Genomic DNA, 14,374 nt, shown 5'->3' on the forward strand with positions numbered 1-14,374 from the left:
TGGCTTTACTCTCGGGAACATCATGGCTTATTCAATTCCGCGATTTTTTCCTCAGCCTTCTTGGCTTTTTCGGGCATATTGTTGCTCGTATAAAGATCCTTTAGAACCTCCCAGAGCTTGGCATCACCCGGGTCGATCTCAATGGCCTTTTCAAAGGGACCGATGGCGTCGGCAAATTTCTGCTGCTGGACATAAATATCGCCCAGGTTGATCCAGTGGTCCTTCCGAAAAGGTTCCAATTCGGTCAGCTTTGTGAAAATATCAATCGATCCTTCATATCGGCCGAGAACCAGAAGGACAACGCCGTACTGCTCAAGAATGGTGACATTATCCGGCTCATATTTCAATCCGGTGGCGAAATATGCTGCTGAGGAATCAAGCAAGGCATCGCGCATTTTCAGAATCCTATCGGCATCGGCATTCTTCTCCGCCTGTTTGTAGTATTTAATTGAGTCCGAGATGTCCTGCGACCGGATCAGAAAGTACTGGCCGACATCAACATAGGCGCCGCCGAAAGTCGAATCGGCTGCAATCGCTTTCAAATCATAAATATGAGCGCTGTCCAGATTCTTCTTGTTGCTGTAGGAGATGGCAATATTAAACAGAATGTTGGCGTCATTGGGGAATTTCTGGAGATATTTATTGAAATAGGTGATAGCATTATCCCAATCATTAAGCTGAATATATCCATAAGCGATATTCTGAATGAGATAGGTCGAATCGGGTACCAATTCGGAGGCTTTGCGGAAATAATAAAGCGAAGAATCGTACTGTTTCATCCTGTCAAAAACCAGCCCTTCACCTTCATACGACCGGTATTTGCCCGGATCGATGGCCGCGGCAACGGCAAAGAAAACCTTACCGCTGTCGGCCACCGCCTTTAATTCTTCATTGGCGGCGGCTATCTCGGTGGAATCAGTCGAGCTCTTGATCTTTGGCGTCAGTTCATTGTCCATTCGCTCTATTGCCTTCACTCCGCTGTTGTAGTTCTCGCGCCAGTAAAGAACTTTGATTGAATCCATTAAAGCCGCGGATTTCTTGCAGTCGGATTTCAGATTCGCCTTGATATCATTATTACTACAGGCAACAGTCATGGAATCATAATTGGCTGACATTTTGGCGAATAGCTCAACCTTTTTTCCATAATCATATTCCTTGGCGGCATATTCGGCAAAAATATTTCCTCTCAGGAAATATGCTTCGGGGACCTGGCCGTAGTAGTAAAGAACCGAATCCAGTAAGACCATCGCTTCGCTATGCCTCGGCGGCACGCTCAATAAGGCAATTTTGGCCGATTTCATATAAGCCGAAAGCGGCAATCTTGCTTTAGGCTGCCCCGCCAGCGTGGGAAATGCCATTGCTGCCAGAATAAGGGCAATGATTAGATACTTAATAAGTCTCATCGACTCCTCCGTCTGTGGACTAACTTTAACATAACAGCCGATCAATTTAGTGTCTTCATCCATGCGTGTCAATGCCAATTATCTTCTTTCTATGAGGTTCTGACAGTGAAGTTCAAGACCGCCTTATCGTTAACCTTAACCGGAATCTTGAAAATCACCGTGTTGGCATCCTCCTTGGTATACGTGAAGTTGCTCTTTAGAATAGTCCATTCGCCGTAGAGCCGTTTCTTCACCGTAACAGTTATATCCTCTTTCTTATGATTGCGCAGACTTATTTCGTAGGTTCTTTCCTCAACTCGATCGGATATGCGTTGATAATCAAGGACTTTTTCACCGGCCGAAATGTCGAAAGCATTTCCGATATTCAGTTGAACCTTTTCATCTTTGGGGGTATGCTTGATGCGATCCTCGCCGAGGAGAATCATGGAGCCATCAGTATCGGCTTTGAAAATTCTGGCTCTTCCTGAAGGGAGTGGAATGCCCAGCCCGGTTTCTTTGGAATTGACAAACTGAAGTTTTACCGATACCTGGTCGCTATTCAATTCGGGTTCAAAGAAATACTCCTTTTCAACCGTCGTTTGCGCAGGATCAAACAGCGATATCTGTTTAATCTCATTATTAGCCAGCGTCGCTTTTCTGGGTAGCGTGTAAAGGTGGTATTCAAAGAATTCCTTTTCTTCAAACCCGGCCGTGCCTTTGGCAGCCATCTGAATATCGGCTGTCTCGTAAGTTGCCAGTCGCCGTCTCGGCTCGGGTGCCCGGTGGATATCGCCTGCCACCAACTTCAGAGAGGCCTCCTTGAAAGTCGCGCCGCTATTGTTGGTTATCGAGGCCCAGCCGTTAAGATCCAACCCTTTTTCATCCGGGGATAGAATCCCCACAAATTCAGCGTTCCAATCCATGCCGCCGGTTTGGTAGCTGACCTGGCAGGAAGCCGAACCCGAGAAATCGGATTGATAGAGCCAAAAAAGGGTCGGGCGCGTAATCAATCCTTCGGGAAGATCGGGGAAATTGGTGTTGACAATTTCATCAAGGCGAAGAATCTGTATCTTGGCGTCCTTATCCTTCAACACCACAGCGCCGCCGGAATATGACAGAAGGGTTCCACTGAACAGCTTGCCGGTCTTATCAATCAGGTCGATATTTTTGTCAACATATTTGGCGTAAATCTTATCGGGGGAGACCAGGTCGTAAGCATAATTCTGTTCCAGAATGGCGGCCGATTTGGTTTTATCGGCCAATTCAAAGCCGACCGAAGTGGCATCAATCAAAGAGGGAACATCAACAAAAGATATTTTCCCCGTTCCTTTGTCGAAATTCAAGGTTCGTATTTCCCGAACAACCCCCAGATTATTATATACGGTTACCGCAACATCATCGGCCCACAGCGCACCGGCCTGTGCCAGAAGCAGGATCGCCAAGATCGGAATTAATAATCTCTTTTTCACAATCTCTCCTTTCTTTACTATTATACCGCTACGACGATTGAACCTTCCCAAATTAAGCAATAAAAATATGCTGTTTAAATATGAATCTATTATCTTCAAACAGGTTATGGAAGAAAAAAATACTCAAAATGATCACAAGGGACCCCGCCCAATTTCTTCCAACGATGGTTTCATTGATTATGTTCGGGAGGGTCAATTATGCCCCATCTGTTCTTTTGCAAGGCTGGTGCGGGAACCGGGAAATATTATCCGCTGTCCGATCTGCGGGTATGGAAACGGCGCCGGATGCACCTGATAGAACTGATTTTCCGCCGGTCGGCGGATAAAAAAATTATTATATTAATGTGCAAAATCCAAGAGAGCTAACGTCTGCTTGAGAGTATGAAAGAAACGGCCCGAATTAACTTGCGGGATATTTTCCTGATTCCCAACCTGATGTCGCTTATGCGGATCATCCTGACCCCCTTTATAGGTTATTTCCTCTGGATCGGGACTGACCGCGGAAACGAAATCTGTGTCGGTTTCTTGGCGCTGGCCGGCCTGACCGATTTGCTCGATGGTTTCCTCGCGCGAAAACTTAATCAGATCACGCCGCTGGGGATAGTTCTTGACCCGATTGCCGACAAGCTTTTTGCCATTTTCCTGATAATTGAGTTGATTTTTTTCCGCGCTTTCCCGATCTGGCTGGCCGCCGCCATTATCGGCCGGGACCTGTTGATCATGGCGGGCGGCATGGTGCTGCTTCGGGAAAAGGAACTGATACTCCCCTCCAACCTGACCGGGAAATATTATTTCTCCTCGTTATCGCTTCTTATATTGAGTTATGTCGTTTCGTTTCCCTTCGGCAAAGTGATGTTTCTTGGACTGACCGCGGCTCTGCTAGTCATTTCAATTATCAACTATGGAATGATTTTCCTGATAATGTCAAAGGGAGCGCCCCGGCCGGAATTTAGGGATAAACCACACTATAAATTCGCCCGCTCTGTGCTGACAATTATAATTATGGTTATCGTGCTGTATAAGTTTTATGGCGAAGTTGTAATCCGCTATCTCAAGTAGGATGCTATTATGGATCTGCGGCTGGAAGGGAAACAGATAGTCTTAAGGCCGGTGCACCGCTCCGATGCACCTTCGATATGCGCCAATGCAAAAGATAGAGAGATCGGGCGGTTCACTCATGTCCCGCATCCATACCAGATAAAAAATGCCTACGATTTCATCAAGGGTGTTCGTCGATGGGAGCGGCAAAAACAGGTGGTGCTGCTGGGAATCGAAAACAGGGAAACCGGGGAAATTGTCGGCATAATAAACCTGTTTCATATCGACCGGCCAAACCGCCATGCCGAGGTGGGGTACTGGCTGGGAAAGAAGCACTGGCGTCGGGGGATTATGTCCGAAGCGCTGCATCTTATGCTTGATTATGCCTTTCGGGAAATGAAACTGGTGCGGGTCAGTGCCAAGGTTTTCCACCCCAATACCGCCTCGGCAAAACTGCTGGAAAAGTCGGGGTTCAAACTCGAGGCGCGTCTGCGGAAAATAGCCTTTCATCACCGGCACTGGTATGATGATCTCTGCTACGGCATTCTGAAAGAGGAATTCAGAAGGGGTGGGGTCTGATATGATAGTTGTACTGGAGGGTAAAAGATTCAGGCTTCGCACGTTGGTGCGCGCCGATGCCGAAACGGTTTATAAATACGCCAAAGACCCGGCTATCTCCCGGTACACTTTTGTACCCCGGCCGTACCCCAAGAAGTGCGCTTATGATTTTATCCGCAGGAATCATATCAAGGCGCGCAAAGGGCTTAATATTGTGCTCGGAATTGAACTGAAAGAAACCGGCGAGATTATTGGATTGATCGGCCTGGAGCAGATCAATAAGGGAAGTAAGAACGCCGAGCTGGGGTACTGGCTGGCGAAACGATATTGGGGCAAGGGGTATATGAGCGAGGCTGTCCGGCTTACGGTGAAGTATGGTTTCCGAAAGATGAAATTGGTGCGGATATATGCGCGGGTAATGCACCCCAATATTGCCTCGGCGAGATTATTGGAGAAGGTCGGATTTACCTACGAGGGGCGGATGCGCAAGGTGACATTCAGGAACGGCCGCTGGCTGGATGACCTGCGCTACGGGATGTTGCGAGAAGAACTTAAGTAGGGGTAGGTCAAGACCCCTTGGCGGTCTTGACTATCTTGCTTTTATTATAGGGGTAGGTCAAGACCCCTTAGCGGTCTTGACTATTTTCTATCTTGGCATTGATTATAGATTATGTCTCTCTTGAGAAGATATTATTCACCGGGCAATATTTATTTTGTCACGGTTGTGACTTATGACCGTAAGCCGATTCTCGTGGAAAATAGCGACCTTTTCAATCAATCGATCGCTGTCACGAAAGAGCAAATGGCATTCCAGATACCAGCCTGAGTTATTCTTCCGGAGCATTTTCACATGCTCATAGAACCAGACCAAAGCGATTTATCTGAGATCATAAAGAGGATCAAACTATCTTTTGCAGGTAAATATCGGCTTCGAAATAATACAAGAAGCGGTCGGGTATGGCAATTGAGGTTTTGGGATCATATCATAAGGAATGAATCGGATATGAATCGCCATATCGATTATGTTCATTATAATCCGGTGAAACATGGTTTGGTATCCCGCCCGATTGATTATGAGCATTCCTCATTTCGCAGATTTGTCGCGGATGGATTCTATACGCCGGATTGGGACGTTATGGGAAAGATTGAGTTAAGCGGTGAATTTGGGGAATGAAAATAGTCAAGACCGCAAAGGGGTCTTGACCTACCCGGCTGGATGACCTCCGCTACGGGATGTTGAGGGAGGAATTTAAGCCATAAAAGGATATTGACTTTCGGGGCCGGATGGATAGATTTAAGACAGGTGTGATTTCTGATTTGATTGACAGCTGAACAAGCGAAACAAGTAGGTCAGTCTTGACCTGCCCGGCTCACGACCCGCTACATGCGGGAGGGTTGCACGGTATGTCAAATGATTATTATTATAAGATCAATGAAAAATCGGAGGTATTAGAAAATGATCCAATTACCTAAGTTCTCGCAATATTATATAGTCTCAATTATCTTCCCTGGGGTATTTAATGCCCTAATAGTACTATATACAATCCATCTTACTTTTTGCCCAGAAATCGAGGATTCTATCAAAACCTATGAATGGTCATTGTTAATATTCTCTGCGATTATTTTGACTCTTGTTCTTGGCATGATAATTGAAAGCGTAATCTTTGAGATAGTCGCGTTCAAGAAATCAAAAAAGGGAATGGTAAGTTCATATAATGACTTAGAGAATTGGCGAGATAAAATGCTCGCAAATGTCGCCAAAAAGAAGGATGACCTGGAATCAAGACATCTTGTCGGCTTTACAGAGAAGCTAATGTCAGAGTATTATTGTCTAAACAATATCATCGTAGGAATAATTATTTCCATGCTAGTACTCATTGCTTATTTCAATTACCCCACCTTTAATGTATGCGCTCTTCACGTTTGCGTATTTGTCATATACTTAATGTCAATACTTCTTCTAATGATTGCAATGAGAACTTGGTTGCATGAACTATACAAATTGCAGAATTGAAAAGGTGGCAATATAATTGGCCCAAATCTAAGTCCACATTCTGGGGAAATAAAAAGGTTATTTCTGTCGTTTGCACCCACCGGGTACCCGTTTAGCTTAGCAGGACAGGAGTAGGAGTCATGATCCGGATGGATGACCTACCCGGCTACCCGGTTGTATGTGGTCACTTCAACGTCTCGGATCATTGGGACTACTATTTTTCCTGCAAATTTTCGGGGATTCATCGGTAGCATAGGAATCATTGTCACGCTCTTCTTTGTATTTCTCCCAGCCTAAAAGGAGCGCGATTCTATATGTCCACACCCACGTGCGAATGATCGCTATCATTAGCCAAACGCCTAACAATATTGATAATATTGCAACGATAAGGCTATTATCTGAAATTAACTTCATTTAAGCCTTCTTTCTTTTAAAGTTCCCTTACCGAATTGTCCAACTTACTGAAAATCGTTTCCATAATGTCTAGTACTTTTCTATTTCACGATACCATTTGGAATAATAACTAAGAACATGCATATATTTATCTTTAACCCAACTTGCATCCGTTGCGAATAGTACATGACACAGTTTATCGTCTCCAATATGTCTAATACTATTATATAATACAAGCCGCATATTCATCGATGTAAATACGGTGTCACTCTTAGAAGCAGTATCAGGCCGTCCATATTTCTTCACTAAGTCACTGTCAGTACGAATATATTCGTTTATTAGATCTTCTATGCTTGCTATACTTCCCCGCATCGTATGAAATTTATAGCCAGCGACAACTAATGAGTCATTTTGGAATCCGTACCAAACGGTATCCCTGCCAGTTATACCATATAGCACTTTTGGGCAGATCTTATCACCGAGAGTCTGATATTCCAGTGTTATAGTTTCTCCCTTAATCACTTCTTCAGGTGAGCTTAACCACTTGCTTCCACGAAATGTTAGCGGTTGCGTCGGCTTTTCACTACTATTGCAACCTACATAGAGAATTAATACAAGAAAAAGAGTTAGAGTTATCCATTTCTTCATTTTGGGTTTCCTTTACGCCAGTGTTATAAGCTAATATAATAGAATCCAATTATTATGACGAGAAATATCTATCTAGCCGGGTGGCCCTCAGCCTGCTGAGGGTGCGCCAATTCGCGCCGATTAACTATTTCCGTCCGCCCAATTACCATTTGACAAATCCCCGATATTGACTATTTTGCCGTCCAAATTAAACCCTCAGGCGTATGAATAATATGCAAATCGAGACTATCATTGTCGGCCCCTTTGAGGTCAACTGCTATCTGGTGTATGAGTTGGATGCGAAAACCGGCGTCATTATCGATCCGGGCGGTGATGAAGAGGTCATTATCCGGCGTATCGAAAAGGCCGGGTTCACGCCCAGTGCAATTCTATTGACCCACGGCCATGGCGACCATATTGCCGCGGTCGGGGCGCTTAAGGCAAAATATCAGGTGCCGCTTTATGTCGGCGTCGGTGATGAAAAGATGCTGGAGTCCCCCTCGGAGAATATCTCGGCCATGTTCGGCTTTGAAATCACCTGCCCGAAGGCCGAATTCGCGCTGAAAGGGGATGAGACCATTCAGGCGGGCAATCTTGAATTCACCGTTTTCGCCGCGCCGGGACATTCGGTTGGAAGTCTCTGCTATTTTATCGGCAAGCATCTTTTCTGCGGCGATGTTTTGTTCAACGGCTCGATCGGTCGCACCGATCTCCCCGGTGGCGACCATGAGCAACTGATAGGTTCGATTGAAAAAAATATCCTGACCCTGCCTGATGATATTCTCTGCTATCCGGGGCACGGGCCGAGAACCACGGTGGGATCGGAGCGGAGAAATAATCCGTTTCTGTCCGGAAGACATTTTGTATGAGGTGCATCTATGGTTCGCAATTATGACCTGGCCCTGGCCGATTACCATATTCACCCCGATTTTTCTGTCGATGCGGTCGGCAGTGTCGATGATTACTGCCGCGCGGCGCTGGAAAAGGGTCTGGCCGAGATCTGTTTTACCACTCATTATGATGCCAATCCTACCGGCGCCGAGGGGGACCGTCGCATGCGCCTTGACGGCAAAATTGTACCGCTCTCCTTTGATACGGTCGGGCGATATGTTGATACGGTCAACGCCGTGCAGGGGGAGTACTTCGCGCAAGGGTTGGAAGTGCGTTGCGGCATAGAAGTCGGGTACTATCCCGGCTGTGAAGAGCATATTCGCGAGCTGTTTCAAAAATATCCGTTTCACTATAAACTGGTGGCGATTCATGAAATCGAGGATATCTGCCTCTGCTGCCAGAAGCAGGTCAAGGATTGTTTTTCCCGCTTTCCGATGGAGGAAATGGCCAATCAATATTTCGTCCTCATGGAGCAGGCGGTCGAAAGCCGTCTTTTTGATGCGGTCGCCCACTTTGATGTTTACAAAAAATACGGCCTGCAATATTATGGCGAGGAAATTCTCAAGGTGCACCGGGGGCGGGTGGAACCGGTTTTTGCCGCCATGGCCAGAGCCGAAGTAGGGATGGAGATTAATACTTCGGCACTGCGCAAGGGTCATGTCGAATATTATCCCACGATGGAAATTGTCAACCTGGCGCGGCAAGCCGGCGTGCATATCGCCGCCATCGGCTCCGATGCTCACACTCCCGATGAGGTCGGTTTCGATTTCGAGGCGGCGGCCGGAATTGCCTATGAACTTTTTCCATACTGCGACGAATAACCTCCGATGACCTCTTCTGTCATCAAACTCGGCCGCGATTTTTACCTTCGCCCCACCCTGAAAGTCGCCCGCGACTTGATTGGGAAATTTCTGGTATATAAGAAAGGGAAACATCTCCTTTCGGCGCGGCTGGTGGAAGTTGAGGCATATATCGGCGAGGAGGATCCCGCCTGTCATGCCGCGGTCGGCCGCACCCGCCGCAACGATGTTATGTACGGTGTCGGCGGTCATAGCTACATTTACTTTATCTATGGTATGTACTATTGCCTTAATGTCGTGACCGAACGGGCCGGTTTCCCCTCGGCGGTGCTGATACGCGGCGCCGAGCCGGTGGAAGGAGCGGAATTGATGAAACGGCCTTATGCCAACCCCGGCTCCAACCGTCTGACCGACGGGCCCGGAAAAATCTGCAAGGCGTTCGGCCTCACCCGCGAGCAAAACGGCCTTGATTTGACCGGTGCGAAACTCTATCTTGAGGATCGCGGATACAGACCTTTGCGTATCGGAACCTCGCGCCGTATCGGAATAAGAAAAGGAACGGACAAACTCTGGCGGTTTTTTGAGGAATCCTCACCCTTTGTTTCCGCGAAAATTGGAACGAAGAAGTGAAATCATGCAAGAATTTGGACCAGTGAATGGAGATAACAGGTGTTTGGACCGGATTTTATTAAAGAAGCTTTGATTGCCGCCCCGGCGATACTCTTCTCGCTGACCGTACATGAATTTTTTCACGCTTATATTGCTCTCCGGTTTGGCGATACAACCGCCCGCGATATGGGGCGGCTGACCCTCAACCCGCTGGCTCATCTCGATTTATTTGGCACTATCATGATGTTTATGTCGGGATTCCGCTTCGGCTGGGCTAAGCCGGTGCCAATCAACCCCTACAATCTGCGCAACCCGCGGGTAGCCGATTTTTGGATTTCAGCCGCCGGGCCGCTTTCCAATTTGGGATTGGGACTTATTTTCGGAATCGCCTTCCGGGCTGCCTATGGCGGGAGTATCAGTCTCCCCCCCGGGGTGATGCAATTTCTCCTATTCGGGGTGATGATCAATGTCTCCCTGGCTTTTTTCAATCTCATTCCCCTTTTTCCTCTCGATGGGTCACATATTCTCAAAAGCGTTCTTCCGGCCCGATTCGAAATCCCCCTTATGGAATTTGAGCGATTTGCCCCCTTTATTCTGATATTCCTGATTGTCATCGGTGGTTTTTGGTTCATTCTCGGTCCCTTTATAAGATTATTTGTCCATCTTTTTGCCGGTATGAATATTGGTTAGATTGATGAAGGTTATTTCATCTGCAATGTCGATGCTGATGCTCGCCCTTATTGTGAGCGGTTGCACTCTGGCTGACAGGCATCGGGCTGTCACCGAGGAAACCCGGGCGCAGGCTGCCTTGCCCGAGGGGCGCGGTGACGCTTACCTTTTTGATGTCACGATTGTACGGCAGGGGAAAAAGAATTCGGCGCGACTTGATGTTTATCAACAGGGTGACAGCATCAGCTTTTTCGCCCGCGGCTATCTGGGAAAAGGAGTCATGAAGGGATTGCTTGAAAAAGAATCCCTCACTGTCTATTTTCCAACCGAAAATGAATTCTATTCCGGCCGGCTCAGCGCGCTCGTTAATGATCGCTGCGCCGATAGCGTTAGATTTGAGGAATTGATTCTTGCTCTGTTCCGGAAGATTCCCTCTTTGGTGGAAGCCGCTCCGGAATATTTCTATCTGACGGCCACAAAAGAGACGCCGCAGGAGGTGGCCTATCGCCTTGAATCAAAAAGCTGTCAGGGGGGAATCGGACTGAAATATGATTTCACCGGCGGGCGGTTCGCTCTCAGTGAAATCAGCTACCTGTCGGATAAGGGGGATTTTCGTTTTGAAGCGCGGCGAAGGAATGTCCGGCTGAATATCAAACTCCCCGCGGACAAGTTCGTAATTCCGATACCGTCAACGGCCGCAAGGATTTACCCCCGACAGTAGTTCGGTGGTTGACTTTTATCCTACGGTGTGGTTAATTTAAAAATTTATAGGTGATTTTGTGGCTTTCGTGGCCGGAAATGGTCGGGAGGGCCAGTTTTAGGATTTTTGTCTTTATGAACCTGATTCGCCGCACATTCAGTTGCCTGAAACCATACTGGCGGCATGTTGCCGCCTCATCGCTATCGGCGGCGTTGTATGCCGTGCTTTCGGGTCTACTGGTCTGGCTGGCCGGGCCGCTACTGATGACTCTCTTTGCCGTCTCTAATCAGAATCTAACAGGGAACCCCTCCGGGATGCCTCTTCCGCAGGCAACCGTAATGCAGCAGGAAACAAGCGGCTCCAGACTAATCCCCGGCCAAAATCTCCAGAAGGATTTCGATTTCCTGGTCCGCATAAAAAACCAATTTAAAGACAGATTGAATAATCTCGTTTTGGGCGCCGATCGCAAGGCGACCCTGCTAAATTTCTGTCTGCTTATTATGATTGTCGCTGTGCTGGCCAACCTCTTTTTGTATTTCCAGGGGTATTTTATGGCCTTTGTCCAGCAATCGATTGTGCGCGATTTCCGCAACCGTCTGTTTGAAAAATATCAGGAGCTTTCGCTCAGTTTTTTCCATCGCCAGCGCACCGGCCAGTTGATCTCGCGGGTTACCAATGATGTGGTTGTGCTCAATGAAACGGTCGACCTCGGTTTCAATCGTCTGGTGACCGACTCGCTGACAGTGCTGTTGCTGGCCGCCTTCCTGATTCTTCTTTCATGGAAACTGACCCTGCTGGCGACGCTTGTCCTGCCTTTGGTGTTCGGGTTTATCTACTGGATGGGGAAAAAACTGCGCAAGTACTCCGAAAGGTCGCAGGAGAAGATGGCTGATGTCAACTCGGTGTTGGAGGAGACGGTATCCAATATCCGGATTGTCAAAGCCTATGCCATGGAGAAATTCGAAATCCGGAAATTCATAAGAGCGACCGGTGATTATTTCCGTTCCCTGGTAAGAATGACCCGCATTCGTCACCTGGCCAGCCCGATAAGCGAGGTAATGATAGTGGTGGCGGGAATCTGCATTCTCCTTTTTGCCGGAACCCGGATAATTGAGGGGAAAGGAGAGATGGATGCCGGCGATTTCATGACTTTCATTATCGCCATGTTTTCCCTCATCAAACCGATTAAGACACTTCTCACGATTCATATCAAGGTGCAGGAGGGGATGGCGGCGGCGGAAAGAATTTTCGGCATTATCGACACCCCCGTTCAGGTGCAGGAGTCTCCGAAAGCGATTTCCAAGGACAACTTCGATTCCATTATCAAGTATGATCATGTCTCCTTTTCGTACAACAGCGGTGAGCCGGTTATCGAGGATGTCTCTTTTGAAGTGAAGAAAGGCGAGGTGGTGGCGCTGGTTGGTCCCTCGGGAGCGGGCAAATCGACCCTCTTTGATCTCCTGCCCCGTTTCTATGACCCGCAAAAAGGGCAAATTTCCATTGATGGTGTCGATATCCGCGATGTCAGGCTGGAATCGCTGCGGCGCCTGTTCGGCATTGTCACCCAGGAGACATTCCTTTTCAATGACACCATTCTGCGCAATATCGCGTATGGGCTCGAGGGAGTCTCGCTTGACAAAGTCATCGAAGCGGCTCTCGCGGCCAATGCCGATGGATTTATCCAGGGTTTCGAGAAAAAGTATGATACGCCGGTCGGCAACCGCGGCGTAATGCTTTCCGGTGGGCAGCGACAGCGGATAGCCATCGCCCGCGCCCTTCTGAAAAACCCGCCAATTTTGATTTTCGATGAGGCCACCTCGGCTCTCGATACCGAATCGGAAATTCAGGTGCAGGAAGCAATCAACAACCTGATGAAAGACCGCACCACGCTGGTCATAGCGCATCGTCTTTCCACTATTATCACCGCCCACCGAATACTGGTAATCGAAAAGGGGCGGATAATCGAATCGGGACGGCATCAGGAGTTGCTGGACCTGGGTGGATTGTACCATAAATTGTATCTGATGCAATTCAGGAACGATACCGAAGAAAACGGCGTCAAGGCCGAAATTCCGGCCAAAACAAATTAGAGGGTTTCCATGCCGCCGGTTGTGGTCAAAAAAACAGAGCATCTTTTCAAGAGAATTCTCTTTCTGTTTCTCCGCCTGATTTTAAAGAACGGCGACCGTTCCCTCTGGCCGATTTCTCCTGATAAAGTGAAGTCGATTCTCATCCTTCGCCCCGACAAGTTGGGCGATATGATTGCCACCGTCCCGGCGATTCACGCTCTCAAGCAGAGATTTCCCCATATCAAAATTGTCGTGATGGCTTCACCCAGAAACAAGGAAATTATTGAAAGCGACCCGCAGGTTGATGCTATCGCCCTCTATACTAAGAATTTTCTGTTCGATCTCGGTGTCATTGCCCGCTTACGCCGAGAAAAATTCGATATAGTTTATGACCCTATCTGCCATGATTCTATCACCGGCCTGCTTTTGACAAAAATTATCGGCCGGAATTCTATCAAGGCCGCCTCCCGCAAGCTGAAATTCCACCGCTTCTATGATTATTGCGAGTTATATCAGCCGGATGGCGAAGATCATAATATCGACAACGGACTTCTGATTCTCAATGTCTTCGGTATCGATCCGGCCGGAGTAGATCCCTTTTTGCCGATTTTTATTCCGCCGGAATCGATCAAAAAGGCCGAGGCATTTTTCCGCGCCCTCCCCTCCGAAAATTCTTTCTGGGTGGGGGTGAATATTTCCGCCGGGAGCTTTACTCGCACGCTTCCCCTGGAGAAATACGCCGCCATTATAAATGGCATCGCCGGGAAATACCGAGCATTCAAGTTTCTCATTTTCTGCACCATGGATGAGCGCGAAAGGGGGATCAGTCTGCTCGGCTCGGTCAAAGCGGCTGCGTGTCTGGTGCCGGAAAATCTTTCGCTTCTTGATGCGGTCGCCGTTCTGGGCCGGGTCACTGCGTTTATCAGTCCCGATACTTCACTGGTGCATATCGCGGGACTGATGAAAATTCCTCTGGTGGGGCTTTATTCCGGGCATATGAGGAATTTCCATTTTTGGCGGCCGTACCGTCGGAAATACGGAGCGGTAATAGCCGGAAATATCGACCATTTGCATGATATCGAGCCGGAGCAGGTGCTGCGGGAATTTGACCTGGTGATAACCGAACTGAAGCAGACCCACCCGGAGGCGGTACCGTTGTCGTAAAACCGGTCAGAT

15 protein-coding genes are annotated in these 14,374 nt (G+C 47.9%); 12 read left to right on the top strand and 3 right to left on the bottom strand.

The window, feature by feature from the left end:
* Nucleotides 1–20: 20 nt before the first annotated feature.
* The gene (locus tag NT002_11970; protein MCX6829977.1) at nucleotides 21–1,403 is read right to left on the bottom strand and encodes a tetratricopeptide repeat protein; all 1,383 of its coding nucleotides are present in this window, start codon (nucleotides 1,401–1,403) and stop codon (nucleotides 21–23) included.
* A gap of 89 nt (nucleotides 1,404–1,492) precedes the next feature.
* Nucleotides 1,493–2,851, bottom strand: a complete 1,359-nt coding sequence (locus NT002_11975; GenBank protein MCX6829978.1) for a hypothetical protein — start codon at nucleotides 2,849–2,851, stop codon at nucleotides 1,493–1,495.
* 381 nt (nucleotides 2,852–3,232) lie between these two features.
* Between NT002_11975 and NT002_11980 the strand changes: the two genes are divergently transcribed.
* From NT002_11980 to NT002_12000, 5 genes are all read left to right on the top strand, one after another.
* On the top strand, nucleotides 3,233–3,910 hold the full coding sequence (locus NT002_11980) for a CDP-alcohol phosphatidyltransferase family protein (protein ID MCX6829979.1): 678 nt from the start codon (nucleotides 3,233–3,235) through the stop codon (nucleotides 3,908–3,910).
* 9 nt (nucleotides 3,911–3,919) lie between these two features.
* Nucleotides 3,920–4,468, top strand: a complete 549-nt coding sequence (locus NT002_11985) for a GNAT family protein (GenBank protein ID MCX6829980.1) — start codon at nucleotides 3,920–3,922, stop codon at nucleotides 4,466–4,468.
* A gap of 1 nt (nucleotide 4,469) precedes the next feature.
* Nucleotides 4,470–5,006: a GNAT family N-acetyltransferase gene (locus NT002_11990; GenBank protein MCX6829981.1), complete on the top strand. Its 537-nt coding sequence runs from the start codon at nucleotides 4,470–4,472 to the stop codon at nucleotides 5,004–5,006.
* Between the two features lie 111 nt (nucleotides 5,007–5,117).
* The gene (locus NT002_11995) at nucleotides 5,118–5,273 is read left to right on the top strand and encodes a hypothetical protein (protein MCX6829982.1); all 156 of its coding nucleotides are present in this window, start codon (nucleotides 5,118–5,120) and stop codon (nucleotides 5,271–5,273) included.
* Between the two features lie 177 nt (nucleotides 5,274–5,450).
* Entirely contained in the window at nucleotides 5,451–5,621 is a 171-nt protein-coding gene (locus NT002_12000; protein MCX6829983.1) for a hypothetical protein, read from the top strand.
* Between the two features lie 1,302 nt (nucleotides 5,622–6,923).
* Here NT002_12000 and NT002_12005 read toward each other — a convergent pair.
* Nucleotides 6,924–7,481: a hypothetical protein gene (locus tag NT002_12005; GenBank protein ID MCX6829984.1), complete on the bottom strand. Its 558-nt coding sequence runs from the start codon at nucleotides 7,479–7,481 to the stop codon at nucleotides 6,924–6,926.
* Between the two features lie 212 nt (nucleotides 7,482–7,693).
* Between NT002_12005 and NT002_12010 the strand changes: the two genes are divergently transcribed.
* From NT002_12010 to NT002_12040, 7 genes are all read left to right on the top strand, one after another.
* The gene (locus NT002_12010) at nucleotides 7,694–8,329 is read left to right on the top strand and encodes an MBL fold metallo-hydrolase (protein MCX6829985.1); all 636 of its coding nucleotides are present in this window, start codon (nucleotides 7,694–7,696) and stop codon (nucleotides 8,327–8,329) included.
* Nucleotides 8,330–8,338: 9 nt separating this feature from the next.
* Nucleotides 8,339–9,172, top strand: a complete 834-nt coding sequence (locus tag NT002_12015) for a histidinol-phosphatase (protein MCX6829986.1) — start codon at nucleotides 8,339–8,341, stop codon at nucleotides 9,170–9,172.
* A gap of 6 nt (nucleotides 9,173–9,178) precedes the next feature.
* Nucleotides 9,179–9,781, top strand: coding sequence for a DNA-3-methyladenine glycosylase (locus NT002_12020; protein ID MCX6829987.1), 603 nt, complete (start codon nucleotides 9,179–9,181; stop codon nucleotides 9,779–9,781).
* 39 nt (nucleotides 9,782–9,820) lie between these two features.
* Nucleotides 9,821–10,450: a site-2 protease family protein gene (locus NT002_12025; GenBank protein MCX6829988.1), complete on the top strand. Its 630-nt coding sequence runs from the start codon at nucleotides 9,821–9,823 to the stop codon at nucleotides 10,448–10,450.
* A gap of 4 nt (nucleotides 10,451–10,454) precedes the next feature.
* Nucleotides 10,455–11,150, top strand: coding sequence for a hypothetical protein (locus tag NT002_12030; GenBank protein ID MCX6829989.1), 696 nt, complete (start codon nucleotides 10,455–10,457; stop codon nucleotides 11,148–11,150).
* Between the two features lie 113 nt (nucleotides 11,151–11,263).
* The gene (locus NT002_12035; protein ID MCX6829990.1) at nucleotides 11,264–13,219 is read left to right on the top strand and encodes an ABC transporter ATP-binding protein; all 1,956 of its coding nucleotides are present in this window, start codon (nucleotides 11,264–11,266) and stop codon (nucleotides 13,217–13,219) included.
* Nucleotides 13,220–13,240: 21 nt separating this feature from the next.
* Nucleotides 13,241–14,362, top strand: coding sequence for a glycosyltransferase family 9 protein (locus NT002_12040; GenBank protein MCX6829991.1), 1,122 nt, complete (start codon nucleotides 13,241–13,243; stop codon nucleotides 14,360–14,362).
* Nucleotides 14,363–14,374 lie beyond the last annotated feature (12 nt).

This window comes from Candidatus Zixiibacteriota bacterium (genome assembly GCA_026397505.1).
Taxonomy (GTDB): domain Bacteria; phylum Zixibacteria; class MSB-5A5; order GN15; family PGXB01; genus JAPLUR01.

Bases quoted from the DNA above. Each gene is read 5' to 3' on its own strand.
- NT002_12030 (MCX6829989.1), top strand. From the start codon at position 10,455: ATGAAGGTTATTTCATCTGCAATGTCGATGCTGATGCTCGCCCTTATT.
- NT002_11990 (MCX6829981.1), top strand. From the start codon at position 4,470: ATGATAGTTGTACTGGAGGGTAAAAGATTCAGGCTTCGCACGTTGGTG.
- NT002_12020 (MCX6829987.1), top strand. From the start codon at position 9,179: ATGACCTCTTCTGTCATCAAACTCGGCCGCGATTTTTACCTTCGCCCC.
- NT002_11985 (MCX6829980.1), top strand. From the start codon at position 3,920: ATGGATCTGCGGCTGGAAGGGAAACAGATAGTCTTAAGGCCGGTGCAC.
- NT002_12005 (MCX6829984.1), bottom strand. From the start codon at position 7,481: ATGAAGAAATGGATAACTCTAACTCTTTTTCTTGTATTAATTCTCTAT.
- NT002_11980 (MCX6829979.1), top strand. From the start codon at position 3,233: ATGAAAGAAACGGCCCGAATTAACTTGCGGGATATTTTCCTGATTCCC.
- NT002_11970 (MCX6829977.1), bottom strand. From the start codon at position 1,403: ATGAGACTTATTAAGTATCTAATCATTGCCCTTATTCTGGCAGCAATG.
- NT002_11995 (MCX6829982.1), top strand. From the start codon at position 5,118: ATGTCTCTCTTGAGAAGATATTATTCACCGGGCAATATTTATTTTGTC.
- NT002_12035 (MCX6829990.1), top strand. From the start codon at position 11,264: ATGAACCTGATTCGCCGCACATTCAGTTGCCTGAAACCATACTGGCGG.
- NT002_12010 (MCX6829985.1), top strand. From the start codon at position 7,694: ATGCAAATCGAGACTATCATTGTCGGCCCCTTTGAGGTCAACTGCTAT.
- NT002_12015 (MCX6829986.1), top strand. From the start codon at position 8,339: ATGGTTCGCAATTATGACCTGGCCCTGGCCGATTACCATATTCACCCC.
- NT002_12000 (MCX6829983.1), top strand. From the start codon at position 5,451: ATGAATCGCCATATCGATTATGTTCATTATAATCCGGTGAAACATGGT.